The following is a 16320-nucleotide window of genomic DNA, read 5'->3' on the forward strand; positions in this document are numbered from 1 at the left end:
CTTTGTGAGATCCACTGCCAGAGAAAATTGCATAAAAAGAATGAGTTATGCGAATTTTTGCGCGCCGTTTACAATATCAGAGGACCGAATCTCAGTAACTTAACGACTAGAATCGGTATATAGAATAACCTAACAGAGTGTAAATTTTGCGCAATATGTTGGAAATTTCAAACTATTTTAGCGATAATAAAAAGAAACCACACTCAATTCTATCTTGGGGTGCGCCATCATTTCACCCTAACATAGAATAAATCTATTCTGACTGTATTTGGCACTTAGTTTTCACCTCACATCTATACGCCTGAAAGACACCAATAATTCTGCAGAGTTTATATGCTCTTGACCTATTTGGCTCACCCGCGCCATGACGAGCCTACAAATATTTGAAAGGTATGTATGGACGCCCCTCTATCCGGTTACAGATTTATTGAACTCGCGGGAATTGGCCCTTGCCCCTATGCAGGGCAAATTCTGGTCGATATGGGCGCAGAGGTTATTTTGGTAAATAACCAAGCTGGTATGAACTTTCCAAATATTTCTCATCGCGGAAAAAAAACAATAACCTTGGATTTGCGCTCAAGTGAAGGCGCGGCTGTTTTAATGGATCTCGTCCAAACAGCAGATGGACTATACGAAGGGTTACGCCCCGGCGTGGCAGAACGATTAGGTGTCGGCCCAGAAAATTGTCACGCCATCAATCCCAAGCTCGTTTATGGCCGTATGACAGGGTGGGGCCAAACAGGGCCTTGGGCTAAAACCGCCGGTCATGATATCAACTATATCTCTATCACAGGCGCTCTCGGCGCGATGGGGAAACCCAATGAAGCGCCGCCTATCCCTTTAAACCTTATTGGAGATTATGGCGGCGGGTCACTCTTTCTTGTCTCGGGTCTGTTAGCAGCTTTATTGCAAGCCGAAAAAACGGGCAAAGGGACTGTTGTTGACGCCGCCATGATTGATGGTGTCTCGTCCATGATGACGTTATTTTACACCTTGTCTGGGCTAGGCCAATGGACGCCAAAACGCGAAAGCAACCTATTGGATGGATCAAAACCTTATTATCGCTGTTATGAAACTTCCGATCAAAAATACATGGCTGTGGGTTGTATTGAACCACAATTTTTTGCTGAAATGCTCTCACGACTAGACATCGATGCCGAAGAATTTGGCGGGCAAAATGACACGCAAGCCCATGCAGAACAACAAGCGCGACTTGAGGCACTGTTCAAATCTAAAACACGTCAGGAATGGGAAGACATTTTTGACGGCAGCGACGCCTGTGTCACCCCTGTCTTAGATTACCAAGAAGCAGCGGAGCATCCCCAAAATAAAGCCCGCGGCGGTTTCCATCAGGCCGGCCCCTTTCTTCACCCACGCCCTGCCCCCATATTTAACACGCCAGAACCCTTTACGCCGCCCCCTATTTTAGGCCTGAATGATACAGCGAAAGATCTTCTTTCTGAGCTGGGCTATTCAAATGATAAAATTGAAAACCTCGCCTCGGATAAAATTATTGGGCCGATTTAAAGCGACCCATTTATAAGCTTCATAACGGCAGAGAAGTCGAGCCCGTCCTTATCGGCAGCTTCCATCAATGTGTAAATCTGTTCCGATTGCGCGCCAAGCGGCGTTGCGGCGCGGGCGGCCGTTGCCGCTTCTTGGGCTAAACGTAAATCTTTCAACATCATACCCGCAGCAAAACCTGCCGCATATTCATTATTTGACGGCGCAGAAGGCACGGGCCCCGGCGCAGGGCAATAGCTTGTCATCGACCAGTTTTGACCAGATGCCGTTGAAGAAATATCATAAAAAGTCTGTGCATCTAACCCTAGTTTTTCAGCCAGATTAAACGCCTCACAGGTTCCAATCATATGGATGCCAAGCAGCATATTATTACAAATCTTAGCGACTTGCCCATTTCCTGCGTCACCCGCATGGAATATATTTTTCCCCATAATCTCTAAATAAGGTTTAGCGCGATTATAGGCCGCCTCTGTCCCGCCGCACATAAAGGTTAGCGTCCCTGCTGCGGCCCCGCCGACGCCGCCAGACACGGGCGCGTCAATCATAGCAAAGCCCTGATTTTCAGCGTGTGAGATAACCTCGCGCGCAGAGGCTACATCAATGGTTGAGCAATCGATAAAGAGCGTGTCCGCTTTCGCATGAGAGAAGACACCGTCCTCTCCTGCATAGACTAATTTCACATGCGCGCCCGCAGGTAGCATTGTCACAACAACATCAGCCCCGGACACCGCGTCTTGAGTATTCTTTGCCGCTTCGCATCCCGCCTCGGCAGCCTTGGCGATGGCGTCTTTGGAGATATCCAAGGCTTTAACCTCATGCCCTGCTTTGGCGAGATTGGCCGCCATGCCGAGGCCCATATTCCCCAATCCGATAAAAGCGATTTTAGTCATGTTCGGTTCCTAATCTAAAAAGGCTTGGCGCGGATCAGCGGTTTGACGAAAGAGGCGTTCAACTTGCTCAGAACTGACAGTCTCTACGCTATCATGCGACCATTTTGGATTTCTATCTTTGTCAATTAATTGCGCGCGAATACCCTCATAGAAATCCTGTGTTTTCAGGAAGTTCAAAGACAAATCGAGCTCTTGCGTCATCGCCGTACGGAAATCCAAATCGAGCCCGCGCTTAATTGCCTCAAAGGTCACTGACAGAGCCAAAGGGCTTTTCTTGCGGATCGTCGCCGCCTGTTTCGCGGCCCATTCTCCGTCCATTCCGTCTAGAGCCCGTAAAATAGAGGGCACGTCTTTTTCGTTAAATGCCGCAAGGGCGCCAGGCAGGTCTGAATCCATAGGGCCGGCCTCTTGGAACTTATCCATCACAGAAATTACGGCTTCATCAGAGCCGTCCAAAGCCGCTTCAGAAAGCGCCTTGATAAACCATTCATGCTTCTCAGTGGGAATAAAACCATTCGCTACGCCAAGCTCAAGCGATTGCGCGGTATTGAGCCGCGCCCCTGTTAAGCCAAGCCACTGCCCAACATCCATACCTAGGCGAGGCAGAAAATAAGTGCCGCCAACATCAGGAAAATAACCTATCCCCGTTTCGGGCATCGCGAAGAGTGTGTTGTCACCCGCAATTCTGTATTGTCCATGCACAGATAATCCGACGCCGCCGCCCATAACAAAACCATCAATCAGTGTGATATAAGGTTTTGAATAGCGATGAATTAATTCGTTCAAAGCATATTCAGTACGCCAGAATTGTTCGGCGCGATCGTCGCCTGCTTTGCCGCTATCATGCAAAAGAATAACGTCACCTCCCGCGCAAAAAGCGCGGTCTCCCGCACCGTCAATAAGGACAGCACCGATAGTATCGTCTTTTTCCCAAGCCAATAACAGCCGCGTTAGTTCCACACACATATCAAGCGTTAGCGCGTTAAGCGCTTTAGGGCGGTTAAGCGTTATGTGTCCCAAATTTCCTCGGACATGAGAGATGATTTGATCGGTCATAATTATTGTCTCAGCAAACTACGGCTTACGATAACGCGCATGATTTGATTTGTGCCTTCAAGAATTTGGTGCACGCGTAAATCCCGTACAATTTGTTCAATCGGATAGTCTTTAAGGTAGCCATACCCCCCGTGAAGTTGAAGCGCATCATTCGCGATTTTGCTACACATATCTGTGGCAAAACGTTTGGCCATAGCGCAAGCCGCGCCTGCATTTGGGACTTGTTTATCAATCATATCTGCGCCGCGATAAATCATAACACGGGAAGCTTCGAGTTCTGTCGCCATATCCGCGAGCATAAACTGCGTATTTTGAAAATCGGAAACGGATTTGCCAAATTGTTTGCGCTCTTTGGTGTAGTTCAAGGTCGCATCGAGCGCCTTTTGCGCGCCGCCCAGCGAACAACAACCGATATTAATACGCCCACCATCAAGGCCGCTCATGGCAAATTTAAAGCCGTCTCCTTCTGCACCGACGCGGTTACTGGCTGGAATACGGCAATCTTCCATAATCACTTGCGCCGTGGGCTGGGCATTCCATCCCATTTTCTTCTCATTCGCTCCGAATGATAATCCAGGGGAATCCTTTTCAATAACGAATGTCGAAACGCCACGCGCGCCATCATCTGATGTTCGGGCCATAACGACATAAACATCTGACCACCCTGCCCCTGAGATAAAGGTTTTTGTCCCGTTGAGAATATAGTCATCACCATCGCGAACCGCCTTGGTTGATAAAGACGCCGCATCTGATCCCGATCCGGGCTCGGTCAAACAATAGGAGGCAATTAAGTCTCCGGCCGTCAGGCGCGGTACATATTTAGCGCGTAAGTCTGCATCGCCGTAACGGTCAATCATCCATGTCGCCATATTATGAATGGTCATCATCGCCGTATGAGAGACATCCCCCCGCGCAAGCTGTTCAAAGACCAGCGCAGAATCCAGACGCGATAACGCCGTTCCGCCATGTTCTTCGCCTGTATAGATACCCATAAAGCCAAGCTCTGCGGATTTTTTAAAGACGGCGCGATCAAGAAATTTTTCTTCATCCCACATCGCAGAATGCGGCGCGAGTTCCGCATCAGAAAACTGCCGCGCCATATCCTGAATAAGGGTCTGCTCTTCAGTAAGTTGAAAGTCCAAGAGGCCCTCCTAAAATGTCGGGATAATAAAGGCGCTATCTTCTGTCTCGCCTTCCGGCCATCTTTGTGTGACCGTCTTGACTTTCGTATAAAAGCGTAAGCCCTCCATTCCGTATTGGTTTGCATCGCCAAAGGCAGAGCGTTTCCAACCGCCAAAGCTATGATACGCCACAGGCACAGGGATGGGCACATTAATGCCAACCATACCGACCTCTACCCGATCCGCAAATTCACGAGCGGCGCGACCATTTTGCGTAAAGATTGCAACGCCATTGCCATATTGATGCTCAGACGGCAGCTTAAGCGCTTCTTCAAAGCTATTTGCGCGGACAATTTGCAAGACAGGGCCGAAAATCTCGTCTTGGTAGGTTTCCATGTCTGCTGTGACATTATCGAGTAAAGAAGGTCCAATAAAGAAACCATCCTCATACCCTTGAAGAGAGAAATCACGCCCATCAACCAGAAGGTCTGCCCCCTCTTCAACCGCTTTTGTTACTTGTGCCTTGATACTCTCTTTATGCACGCCTGTGACAACAGGGCCGTAATCTGCCTCTGGGTCTTCGGACACGCCCACTTTCATGGCCTCAATTGCAGGGAGCATTTTTTCTAAGAAACGCTCGGCTGTGCCTTCGCCTACGGGTACGACAACAGGCAAAGCCATGCAGCGTTCGCCTGCGGAGCCAAAGGCCGCCCCCAGAATATCTTTCACGGCTTGATCCATATTGGCATCTGGCATGATGATGCCGTGGTTCTTTGCCCCGCCCATACATTGCGCGCGTTTTCCATTGGCTGTTGCGCGCGCATATACATATTGCGCAATGTCCGATGAACCAACAAAGCTGACCGCTTTGATCGTCGGATGATCGCAAATCGCATCCACGATTTCTTTGTCGCCATTAATGCACTGCAAGAGGCCAATCGGGCCGCCCGCTTCGACAAAAAGCTCTGCAAGGCGCATCGGTACAGAGGGATCTTTTTCTGAAGGCTTTAAAATACAGGCATTGCCTGTTGCGATAGCCATGCCGAACATCCACATTGGAATCATCGCAGGAAAGTTAAATGGCGTAATGCCTGCCACAACGCCCAGCGGCTTACGCATAGAGTAAACATCAATCTCTGGACCCGCGCCGTAAGTGTGCTCGCCCTTTTGGCCATGCGGAATACCGCAGGCAAATTCAATAACATCCACGCCGCGAATAACATCGCCGCGGCTATCTGCCAGCACCTTACCATGCTCAGAAGACAGCATGGCCGCGAGGTCATCCATATTCGCCTCTACCAGCTGTTTATAGGCAAAAAGTATGCGAGAGCGTTTTTGCGGGTTTGTGTTAGCCCAAGCAATTTGAGCCTTCTCGGAAGAGGCCACAGCCGCATCAAGTTCGGCTGGCGTCGCCATAGACACTTGGCTCTGCACCTGTCCTGTATTGGGATTAAATATATCTTTGGTTCTACCAGAGGTCCCCGCGACGCGTTTACCATCTACAAAATGCCCGATTACGTTCATCAACTCTTTCCTCATTTTTTATTTTGGGTAACTTAGACGCTATTATTGAAGTTTAACATAGTAATTTAGCAGAATTAAAAGAAATGATAGAATAACTTTTCAATAATTCATAAAATATAGCAAAATTAGTACAATCTAAAATCTTCAGTTCTGAGCGTTCATTCCTAAAAATCACTCTCATCCGAACTTGGCCCGTCTCAATTCAAAATACTATTTAATTCGACATTAACCCTAAATCCCCGCGAATTGGTCACCTTTATAACATAAGAAAGTGTGTGGCTCGAATACCGCATGGATACGGCCCTCTGTCCGAAATGGGACAATCTTGGGGTTCATATCAAGTAATCGATGGAAAGTGAGAAAGATGTCAGCAAAGAAAAAACAAGCAGACACCTATACAGATACAGCGCAGTTACGCGCCGAATTGACCTCTGCCATGAGCGCTCCACGAGCGTCTGTCCGTAAAGAAGATGAGAAGCGAACAGGCCAACAGGCGCCTCTACCGTCAATGCCCGATCGCCGTAGACGCCGTAAATCCGTTACAGATATTAAAGTGACTGAGAAACAATCCAACCTCAGCGCTTGGCGTTTCGTTATGCGCAGTCTTGATGCCTTCGCTGTGATTTATGTTATCACAGTGGGCATATGGAACGGATATATTGGTGCCAATAATAATGGCATTATTGCCCCGATTGCCGCCGCGACGTTAGGCAGTCTTTTCTTTATTGGCCTTTTGATTTTAAACCGCGCGCATAGTTTCAAGCCAACAGAACGATATCTTGACCATATGAAAACCGTGGCTCTGGCTTCGACAGGAGCTTTAGGTGTCTGGTTGACAATAGCGTTAATTCTGCGTCCTGATAGCTTCCTTCCAGACACGTTGGCGAAATCAGGTTTGCTTGCCACGGGCGTTCTCTTGGCCCTGCATACGCTTTATTATATGCATATACGGCGACTGCATGAAAACCATGCACTGGCCCCAACGATTGTTATGCTCGGCGCAACGGAATCTGCGCGGCGCATCATCGAAGAAAACGCTCGCACCAAAGAATTGAACATTCTGGCTATATTTGATGACCGCATCGCCCGTGCGCCGCATGATATTCACGGCGTGCCTGTTGTCGGCAAAGTCGAAGATCTTCTGGCGTGGGATAAGCTGCCATTCATCAATCGTATTGTTGTGACCCTGCCGTCTATGGCGGCTAAACGGAAACAGGCCTTTGTTGAGCAAGTGCGTTTGCTACCCAACCGCATTGCTTTTGTGGTTGATGAGTTTGAAACGCTTAATCACGTGCGTCAGCGCGTTTCAGAAATCGCAGAAGTTAGCCTGCGTGATGTAACAGGCAGCCCAAAATCAGGCCGGCACACCGCGCTCAAACGCGTGACAGATATCGCCCTGTCTTCGATTGCTTTGGTATTAGGGGCCCCTATTTTGCTCTTGATTTCTATCATGATAAAAATCGACAGTCCCGGCCCTGTTATTTTCAAACAACAACGCCACGGATTTAATAACCGTATCTTCTATGTTTATAAATTTCGGTCGATGAAAAAAGAGTCAGAGGATTTAAAAGCGGAACGCCAAGTCACCCATGGGGATGACCGCGTCACCAAGCTAGGCCGTTTCATCCGTAAGACGTCTTTGGATGAATTACCGCAGCTTTTAAACGTATTAAAAGGTGAAATGTCTTTGGTGGGGCCGCGCCCTCATGCTGTTGGCATGCGCACAAATGGCAAAGACAGTATGGAATTGGTTGAAGAATATGCTCACCGCCACAAAGTCAAACCCGGCATGACGGGTTGGGCACAGATAAATGGCTCTCGCGGCGCGCTTGAAACGGCCGAGGATATTGCTACGCGCGTTAAACTTGATGTCGATTATATCGAACGCAGTGGTTTCTTCTTTGACCTTTATATTATGTTGATGACCTTACCCGTATTATTGGGTGACAAGGACTCAATTCGATAATTATGATTCAACGCAACCGTCATAAATGCCAAGGCAAACGCTCATGATTGGGCGTTCCATGCTCGCCTATATACCGGTCAATCTTGCGAATATTGTCGTGAGTTTTGGTACGGTTGTGATCTTGACGCGCCTTCTGTCTGCGGCAGAGTTTGGGCGCTATGCCGTGGCAATTATCACTATGCAATTTGCCCATATGGCTATATTTACATGGATTGAAGCCGCGATGGCACGCTTCCAAGCTCGCGCCGAAAAAGAAGGCGACGTCGCCCATCACTTAAAAACGCTCTACAGCCTTGGCGCAGGAATGTGTCTGTTTGCGAGTTTGTTTTTCGCCGTGTTTTATTATTTCATCCCGCTCACGGGCCCCATGAAAACGGTTATAGGCTTTGCTCTGGCCTCAACCTGTATTCAGGTGTTTTTCAATATCGGCATGGAAGCCCATAGAGCCTCTCACCGTATCAAGCGTTATTCCCTCAGCTTTTCCTTTCAAACCTTATTGAGCTTTAGCCTTGGTATTATCCTGATACTAACGACGCCTTTACGAGAGATTGCCCCCTTTATCGGCATCATGATTGGTGTGTCCTTTGTTCTGATATTCGACCTGTTATTCATGCTACCTAAAATGAAAGGCGGTAAATTTAGTCGTGTAAAAACAAAAGATTACGCGGCTTACGCCCTTCCTATCAGCCTATCTTTATTATTATCTTACGCCCTTAACTCCGCTGATGTTTATTTAATTGCGGGATATATGGGAGAAGCCTCCGCCGGTGAATATAATGCCGGATATAATTTGGCAAATCGCAGTCTTGAAATCATATTCGTCTGGCTCGCAATGGCGGTCACGCCGCTGGCCGTCAGCGCTTTTGAACAAGACGGCGCAGAGAACTCTAAATCCATCATGCGTGATTACGGGGCAACACTGCTTTTGATTGCCCTACCCGCAGCAACAGGGATCGCCTTGGTCGCCAAAGATGCAGGATTTATCATGGGAGAATCCGTTCGTGATAATGCCGTAACCGTCATGCCCCTTATCGCCTTTGCTGGTGTGCTGAACGGTTTTATCAATTACTATGTCCAAAGAGCTTTCATGCTATCAGGCGCAACCAAATCTTTCGCTTGGGTTATGCTGCCGCCCTTTATCATGAATATCGGGCTCAATCTTTGGCTCATCCCTCTTTATGGATTGATGGGAGCTGTTTACGCCACGGTCGCGGCCTATAGCTTGGGCGCTGTTTTATCTATGATTATTGCCAGACGGCATTACCCTTTGCCCCTGCCGATAAAAGCCCTTGGCCAAATCTCTGTTGCCTGTGGGTTAATGTCAATTTCAGTTCTGACTATGCCTTGGCCAGAGGCTTGGCCTGACGCTGTCCGCTTGATTTTAAAAGCCGGATGGGGCGCCTTTGTTTACGGCTTTGCTTGCTGGGTCATGAATATTGCGAATTGCCGAAACCTTGCCCAGCTTCTGCGCACTAAATTTAGTCCAACTCGCAACAATGACTCTGCGGGTGACATAAAGGGCGCGAATGACATAGAGGGGGCGGTTTATGAATAAGATTATTTGCAATACTGCCGCAAACGGCGCCACGCCTCGCCTGTCCGTATTAATACCGTTCTACAAAGACGATGCGAGTGCATTGATAAACGCCTTATCCGCGCAAAACCTCTCTCAACATGTTGAGATTATCCTTGTGGATGATGGAACAGGCGATGCGGATTTAACGGCTAAAACATCCCAAGCCGTTATGGATTGCAAACCCGCTTGCACACTTATCACGCTAGCCCTAAACCAAGGCAGAGCCAAAGCTCGCAATCATTTACAATCCGCCTCAAAAGCCGATTGGATATTATTTCTAGATGCTGACATGCGGCCCGTGAAGGATAATTTCCTAGAGAATTACCTCTCTCTTATCGAAGCCAATATGGCGGATGTATTCTTTGGCGGCTTTACAGTCGAAGCCAAAAGTCAAAATAAATCAGGCGAGCTTCACCGCGCGCTATCGGCTGTATCTGATTGCCTGCCTTTACATGAACGCCAAGCCGCAGGGCCGCAATTTGTGGCCTCATCCAATTTGTGTATTCGTAAATCCGTTATAGAAGACAATCCCTTTGATGACGGTTTCCAAGGCTGGGGCTGGGAAGACAGTGAATGGGCCGCCCGCATTGCGTCGAAACATACCCTCCTCCATGTCGACAATCCTGCTTTGCATTTGGGCCTAGAAAGCACAGACACCTTGCTTAATCGCTTTTCATCAAGCGGGGCGAATTATGCGCGTTTCACCCAGAAACACCCCGAGCTCGCAAAAACCCTCACGCTATTCCAGCTCTCAAATAAGTTGAAATCAATACCGGGACAAAAACTCATTCGTCCGTTCTTAAAATTAATTGTAAAGCTGCCCTTCCCTATCAAGGCGCGTTTAATTGCCTTGAAACTGTGGAGGGCCTCTTGGTACGCAGAGGCGCTCTCATGAACAGCGCGGCTATAAATTCTACAAATAACTTCCAAGCTTCAGACTTTAATATTTACAACCCTTCACAGTCTTTACGCGCAAAATTGGATCGACGTCTTGTCCGATATCGTAAACGCGAGGTTCTGAATATTCGCACGGAAAAACCTATCGTCAGCTTTTCTTTTGATGATTGTCCGCAATCTGTTTTTCTTAATGCACTTCCCGCCATGGAAGAGCGCAACTGGCGCGGCACAATATATGCCGCCATGGGGTTGTGCGAAACGACTAACCATCTTGGCCGTCACATGAGCCGAACGGAAATGCAACACGCCCATCAGGCGGGACATGAAATTGCTGATCACACCTATTCTCACCTTGATGCGAACCAAGTTTCACTGGATGAATTCCAAAGAGATATTGATAAGAACAAAGCCGCCTTTCAGGCGCTCGGATTACCGCCAGCGCGGAGCTTTGCTTACCCTTATGGTGAAGTCAATTTCGCTGCAAAATCAGTCTTGTCTGAACGATTTGATCTCTTACGCGGTATTCATTCGCCAAAACAAACGCACGCCCTCGATTTAAATCAGGCGGCTTCACAACGCTTATATTCGGGGGCAGATTTCGTGGCTTGCCGTCAGGCTATTCGCGCCCTGAAGTCCAAACCGTCATGGCTAATACTCTTTACACATGATGTGCGTAAGAGCCCCAGTGAATTTGGCTGCACACCCAAAGACTTCCAAGCCATTTTAGATGACGTTGAAGCAATTGGCGCTGAGGTTCTCCCCGTAAGTGAGGCTTTGGACGCAGTTGAAAGTCACAACGCCTTTGCTGAAAACCTCAAGAGTAAAAATTTTAAAGGTGAATACTTTAAGGGTGACACTCTCCAAGACAATAAATGGCAGGAGGATCAATCATGACGATTACATCACACGCTTCATGGACTGAAACTGGCGTATCTATTGTCATTCCAACCTATAAAAGACCAGACGATATCATCCGCGCCCTTAAAAGCGTCGAAGCCGAAGCGATAGCTCTGCCACTCTGCGAAATTGTTATCACCGATAATGACCCCGCCGCTTCTGCAAAAGAGGCCGTAGCGGAATTTATAGAAAACACGCAAGCCGACGCGCATTATATTCATGAGCCTAATCCCGGTGTATCCAATGCACGCAACACCGCTCTGAGCAAAGCACGCGGTCGATATATTGCCTTTTTGGACGATGACATGGAAGCGCTCCCGGGCTGGGTGTCAGCCATGTTAAGCGCCTGCGAGTCCTATGATGCAGGATTAGTCTTTGGGCCCGTGACCGCAGTTATGCCAACGGGCAAAGCCATATATCCTTTCATGGCCCCTGCTTTTGATCGCCTCCCACATTCGGTAACGGGCTATATTGACGAAGGCGTTGCAACGGGCGGCTGTCTTGTCGATTTGGGCCGTTGCGATATGCCCAGCCCTGCATTTGACGTCTCGCTGAATCAGACAGGCGGCGAAGATGACGCCTTATTCAGACATGTGATTTCAAAAGGGGCAAAAGCCGTTTGGATAAATGAGGCAAAATGTTTGGAACATGTTCCAGAAAAACGCGCTACCTTCCATTATATATGGCAACGCAATTTTGCTTTTGGGCAAAGCCCAAGCCAAGAAGCCAGCGAAGCGGGTTTCAAAGGCTTTCCGCGAGTTTTATTTTGGATGGCTGTAGGCGGCGCCCAGTCTCTCTTATCTATCCCTAGGCTGGCTTGGGACGCGATGACTCTCTCGCCAAAGCGCGTTTTATCTCTGGCGAAATTTGCACAAGGTCTGGGTAAAATCTTTTGGTTCAAAGCGTTCTCGCCCAAACTCTATGGCAATTAAAGGCTTTACCCGGCCCCCTTTAGAGCCTGTATCGGAGACCCCCCATTTAGGATAAGCCCCTCATAACGCCCCCCAGTCTGAATAATTCTATCGCGCATTTGCCGGTGTAGCGGGTCTTCTGCTTCATCGGCCAACGCCACAATAATTGTCCCGTCGCAATGCGGCGCAAGCGCAAGACAATCTTGCGATCTATCAAATGCAGGCATATCGACAAAAATATAAGAAAACTGAGACCGTAAATGCATCCAATAGGCATCATTTACGAAAAACTGTAGCTGGTCTCCTGCCTGCAATTGATCCCAGAATAATGTGGTAAAGGCGAGGCCTGATTTCGCATTTATGAAAATGCCGCATAAATTTGGCATGTCTTTATATTGACCCGTTGGGGTTTGGACGGCCCAAAACCCAGAGCCGCCAAATCTAACGTCATAGGGGCCTTGCATATCAACGGCGCGGTGCGGCGCAAAAAAGAACCCCGTTTGATCTTGCTGCTGTAAATCACAATCAAACAGGCCCACGCGTTTTTCATCATATCCCGAATTTGCAGCGGCAAGTTCGGCGAGGTTTCGCGCGACGAAACTTGTACCCATTTTGGGATTGGCGGCGCAAACTTGTATAATTTTTCCAAGGCCATCAGGACGCGGCGAGGATTGAATGCCTTGCAAGACCTGTTTCAAAACAGAGCTTGCGGCTTGTGACGAAGGGTTCGTCCTATTGTCCATAAAGTTAAGCCCTAAAGATAAACCCTTGCTTACAAAGCGTCAGACTTAACCTCGGCTTATTAACTTTGCGGATTTGAATTCGGCGGAAGCGTTCCTAGCACGTTCATATCACTGGAAGTCTGCCCCTGCAATTGCGGGTTCTGCCCAGAATAGGGAGCATCATATGGATTTGCATAGGGGTCCAAAGCCGCTGAACTCCCCTGCGGCGCCACATATGGGCCGTTCTGTACTTGGGGCGTCCATTCAACGGGGCCAGATAAAGGCCCAGAAGAGGTATCTGCTTGGGAAGGCGCAGCATAGGGTTGTGCCTGTCCACCGCCAGCGGCCTGTTGCGCATAATATGGCTCTTGATGCGGCGCAGCGTAGTCTTGTTGATATTGCACAGGCTGATAGTGCGCCGCAGGCTGATACTCTGTTGGCGCAAACCGCGGCTCTGCGACGGCTTCAGGGATATAGGCACCTCCGCCCACTGTCTGGCCAGAGGCTGGCGGGCTAATCCGCGCTGACACAAAGAGTCTGGGGTCAAGGAAAACACGTGCCAAGGCCACCATAAGCAGAGCAAAGCCCCAAAATAATGTCGCCAAGGCGAACATAAGCATTCGGGTATTTTGCCCCTTTAAGGCATAGCGCGCCCGTGAAATCTCACGAACATTTTCATTATTGGCCGCCGCTTGTGCCTGATTGATTAAGGCTTCCTGCTCACGTGCATTATATGTCGCCAAGCGCTCAGAGAGCGTTTTGCGTTCACGGACAAGATTTTGATATTGCGGCGTTAACTGCGTTAATTGGCGAACTTTGCCATCGGCGCTGTTAAGTTGACGCTGCAGAGTAAATTCTTTTTCGCGCAAAGAATCTGCAGACGCCTGTAATGTATTTCGGCTTTTCATAATATCTTGATGCACAGGATTGGGGCCGACGCGGCGCCCCCCTGTTGCTTGACCATTATAGCCAGATTGAACCGACCGTAACTGTTCTAGCTCTTCGCGCTTTTGACGAACGGGGTCACTATTCGGGAGATATTTTGCCAGTAACTGCCCTAATTCAAGTTCGGCCTGTGCAATACGCTGCGAAGCGCGGTCATCACGATATAAATCAATCATAGCCGGGGTTGATCGCAACTGGTCTTCGACCTTGGCCAAAGCCGCTTCGGTCTCTGCGATTTCGGCGCGGGTTTTATTGAGCATTTCCTTAAGCTCTTCCGTCCGTTTTTGAACGCCCTCTTGCTCTGAAGCGAAATCAGAAATGTTGTTACGCTTTAAAAATTGCGCAATCATCTTCTCATTTTCCGTCAGCTGTTCTTCGGTCGCTACACGGCGTTGACCAATGAGGTCAGAAGAGCCTTCTACAAAGACAGACCGTCTAAAGACTTTATATTCATCGATAAAGGCGTTGAGGGCCTCAACCGCTACGGCAGGATCAGAATGCTTATAGGCCAAGTTGATAATCGAAGATTTTGGCTGCGGCATAACCACAAAAGACGATTCAACCCGCTTACGGCGCTCCATTTGCGCCTCTCTGATTGCGGCTTGATTATTCCCTGCGGCGCGAATGCTTTCCTCGGCCGTTTTGTCAAAACGCATACTATCCGAAGGCGTTGATGTCATTTGGCCAATGACAGCATCAATCACTTCTGAATTTTTGATAATACCGACTTCGGTTAAGATAATGGTATCTGGCGTTAATTGTAGACCGTTTTGCGCCGCCTGGCTTCCGATGGGCTGATACACATATTCATCACCAAGCTGCACCATCAAGCTACCATGCGCGGTATAGGTGCGTTTGAACTTATTCGTCGCAAACCACGCCACTATCATCCCGATGAGCAATAGCGGAATCAACCATTTCAATTGTCGACCAAATGACTTCACCGCTTCGGAGAGACGAATATTAGGAACACCCTGCGCATAGTCGCGGACGGTCAAGTCATGACCGCCTTTAGCGCCATAGTTTTCCGTGTCTACGGTTCCACCAGAGGCTAAGACCGCTCTCTTGGCTCCAGCATTTCTAAGTCTATTTCTAAGGCCAAACAGAGGCATAGATAATCCTTGTTGCGATTCGTTAACCATAAAGCCTTGTAAATTTTAATATTTCCTTATCCATTCTTGTTAAGAATTGAAAAAAGTGAACGTAACGGCAGAAAAAGTCGGATATTGAGTATTTTATGCAAAAATCATCAAAATTATTAGGTTTAATGGTGGTTTCAGGCGCCCTCATTTTTACCAACGCCGCCGAATCAGAGGCGCAATCTCGCTATTCACCAGCGGGGCCAATGACTGTAAACACAGCAAATCAGTTTACACCTTATGGTAAAACAGTTCCCATGATGCAGGCTCAATCGCTAAATAAGGTGCGAAATGGCGGATTAATGGGGCGTCTCACAAAAAAAAATACAGGGTCTAAAACATATGGCATGCCGTATCAGGGCTACCCTGGACGCATGGCCACGCCTTTCGTTTATGGCAGTTCCTATCCGATGCAAGGCCATCCACAGAGCTATGCCGCGCATACAATGACGCGCCCAGCCTTGTTCCAACAATGGGTCGATTACGAACCCGAATATCTTATCCAACCAGATGATCAGCTTGATATCGTTGTATCCTCTGCCCCTGAATTATCGCGCACTTTGACAGTAGGCCCTGATGGGCGGGTTGTCATGCCTATGAGCAAGCCGATTATGGCCGCAGGTCGGAGCTTTACACAATTACAAGGGCTATTGCGGGCTGAGCTCTCGAAGCAATTACGAGATCCCACAGTGGCGGTCACGCCGCGCTCTTATGCGCCGCAGCAAATCTTTGTGGGCGGTGAAGTCGGACAGCCTGGCACCTTCACTATTCCGGGTAAAATTGGCGCGATTGAAGCTATCTTTATGGCAGGCGGCATGCGGCCTACGGCTAAAACCTCTCAGGTCGCCATTTTACGGCGCGCCCCAAATGGCGGCATGATGATGCGGACGGTCAATATTCGCAACGGACTTCGCAATATTATTGAATATAATGATAATATGCAGCTACGTCGCGGCGATATCGTCTATGTGCCTCAGTCCAGTATCGCCGAGGTCGGAACCTTTATGCAGAACCTAAGAGGCGCCCTGCCTGTGGACTTTAATCTGAGCTACCAATTCGGTAATAATGGCGGCGGGACAACAGTCATTTCGCCATAAATCGCGCCAGATATCGCGCTATAAATCGCGAAAGACCAACTTATTCATTCAAGGC

The 16320-nt window shown here is 48.6% G+C and carries 13 protein-coding genes; 7 read left to right on the forward strand and 6 right to left on the reverse strand.

Annotated elements, in window-relative coordinates:
- Positions 1 to 396: 396 nt before the first annotated feature.
- Complete coding sequence (locus DES40_RS06090; protein ID WP_121099634.1) at positions 397 to 1527, forward strand: CaiB/BaiF CoA transferase family protein; 1131 nt, start codon at positions 397 to 399, stop codon at positions 1525 to 1527.
- On the opposite strand, the gene mmsB is transcribed toward DES40_RS06090, so the two are convergent.
- Genes mmsB through DES40_RS06110 form a run of 4 tightly spaced genes read right to left on the reverse strand, consistent with a single transcriptional unit; the run spans position 1524 to position 6115 of the window.
- Positions 1524 to 2414: a 3-hydroxyisobutyrate dehydrogenase gene (gene mmsB, locus DES40_RS06095; RefSeq protein WP_121099636.1), complete on the reverse strand. Its 891-nt coding sequence runs from the start codon at positions 2412 to 2414 to the stop codon at positions 1524 to 1526. The genes DES40_RS06090 and mmsB overlap by 4 nt on opposite strands.
- A 9-nt stretch (positions 2415 to 2423) precedes the next feature.
- Positions 2424 to 3470 carry an enoyl-CoA hydratase/isomerase family protein gene (locus DES40_RS06100; protein ID WP_121099638.1) on the reverse strand — a complete coding sequence of 349 codons (1047 nt, stop codon included), beginning with the start codon at positions 3468 to 3470 and terminating at the stop codon, positions 2424 to 2426.
- A gap of 2 nt (positions 3471 to 3472) precedes the next feature.
- Complete coding sequence (locus DES40_RS06105; RefSeq protein WP_121099640.1) at positions 3473 to 4612, reverse strand: acyl-CoA dehydrogenase family protein; 1140 nt, start codon at positions 4610 to 4612, stop codon at positions 3473 to 3475.
- Between the two features lie 9 nt (positions 4613 to 4621).
- Positions 4622 to 6115, reverse strand: a complete 1494-nt coding sequence (locus tag DES40_RS06110) for a CoA-acylating methylmalonate-semialdehyde dehydrogenase (RefSeq protein ID WP_121099642.1) — start codon at positions 6113 to 6115, stop codon at positions 4622 to 4624.
- A gap of 364 nt (positions 6116 to 6479) precedes the next feature.
- Between DES40_RS06110 and DES40_RS06115 the strand changes: the two genes are divergently transcribed.
- Genes DES40_RS06115 through DES40_RS06135 form a run of 5 tightly spaced genes read left to right on the forward strand, consistent with a single transcriptional unit; the run spans position 6480 to position 12383 of the window.
- A complete protein-coding gene (locus DES40_RS06115; RefSeq protein ID WP_121099644.1) occupies positions 6480 to 8081 on the forward strand; it encodes an exopolysaccharide biosynthesis polyprenyl glycosylphosphotransferase in 1602 nt (533 codons plus the stop codon).
- A gap of 43 nt (positions 8082 to 8124) precedes the next feature.
- Positions 8125 to 9636 carry a lipopolysaccharide biosynthesis protein gene (locus tag DES40_RS06120; protein WP_170144904.1) on the forward strand — a complete coding sequence of 504 codons (1512 nt, stop codon included), beginning with the start codon at positions 8125 to 8127 and terminating at the stop codon, positions 9634 to 9636.
- Positions 9629 to 10552: a glycosyltransferase family 2 protein gene (locus DES40_RS06125; RefSeq protein WP_121099648.1), complete on the forward strand. Its 924-nt coding sequence runs from the start codon at positions 9629 to 9631 to the stop codon at positions 10550 to 10552. Before DES40_RS06120 ends, DES40_RS06125 begins: the two co-directional genes overlap by 8 nt.
- Positions 10549 to 11448, forward strand: a complete 900-nt coding sequence (locus tag DES40_RS06130) for a polysaccharide deacetylase family protein (RefSeq protein WP_121099649.1) — start codon at positions 10549 to 10551, stop codon at positions 11446 to 11448. The genes DES40_RS06125 and DES40_RS06130 overlap by 4 nt, the downstream gene beginning before the upstream one ends.
- On the forward strand, positions 11445 to 12383 hold the full coding sequence (locus tag DES40_RS06135) for a glycosyltransferase family 2 protein (RefSeq protein ID WP_170144905.1): 939 nt from the start codon (positions 11445 to 11447) through the stop codon (positions 12381 to 12383). The genes DES40_RS06130 and DES40_RS06135 overlap by 4 nt, the downstream gene beginning before the upstream one ends.
- Before the next feature lie 5 nt (positions 12384 to 12388).
- On the opposite strand, the gene DES40_RS06140 is transcribed toward DES40_RS06135, so the two are convergent.
- Both DES40_RS06140 and DES40_RS06145 read right to left on the reverse strand, forming a co-directional pair.
- A complete protein-coding gene (locus tag DES40_RS06140) occupies positions 12389 to 13105 on the reverse strand; it encodes a P-loop NTPase family protein (protein WP_121099653.1) in 717 nt (238 codons plus the stop codon).
- A 59-nt stretch (positions 13106 to 13164) separates the two neighbouring features.
- Positions 13165 to 15171 (reverse strand): GumC family protein, encoded by a 2007-nt coding sequence (locus DES40_RS06145; protein WP_121099655.1) that lies wholly within the window; start codon positions 15169 to 15171, stop codon positions 13165 to 13167.
- Between the two features lie 95 nt (positions 15172 to 15266).
- Here DES40_RS06145 and DES40_RS06150 point away from each other — a divergent pair, with 95 nt between their 5' ends.
- The gene (locus DES40_RS06150; RefSeq protein ID WP_121099657.1) at positions 15267 to 16265 is read left to right on the forward strand and encodes a polysaccharide biosynthesis/export family protein; all 999 of its coding nucleotides are present in this window, start codon (positions 15267 to 15269) and stop codon (positions 16263 to 16265) included.
- Positions 16266 to 16320: the final 55 nt, after the last annotated feature.

Source organism: Litorimonas taeanensis (genome assembly GCF_003634015.1).
Taxonomy (GTDB): domain Bacteria; phylum Pseudomonadota; class Alphaproteobacteria; order Caulobacterales; family Maricaulaceae; genus Litorimonas; species Litorimonas taeanensis.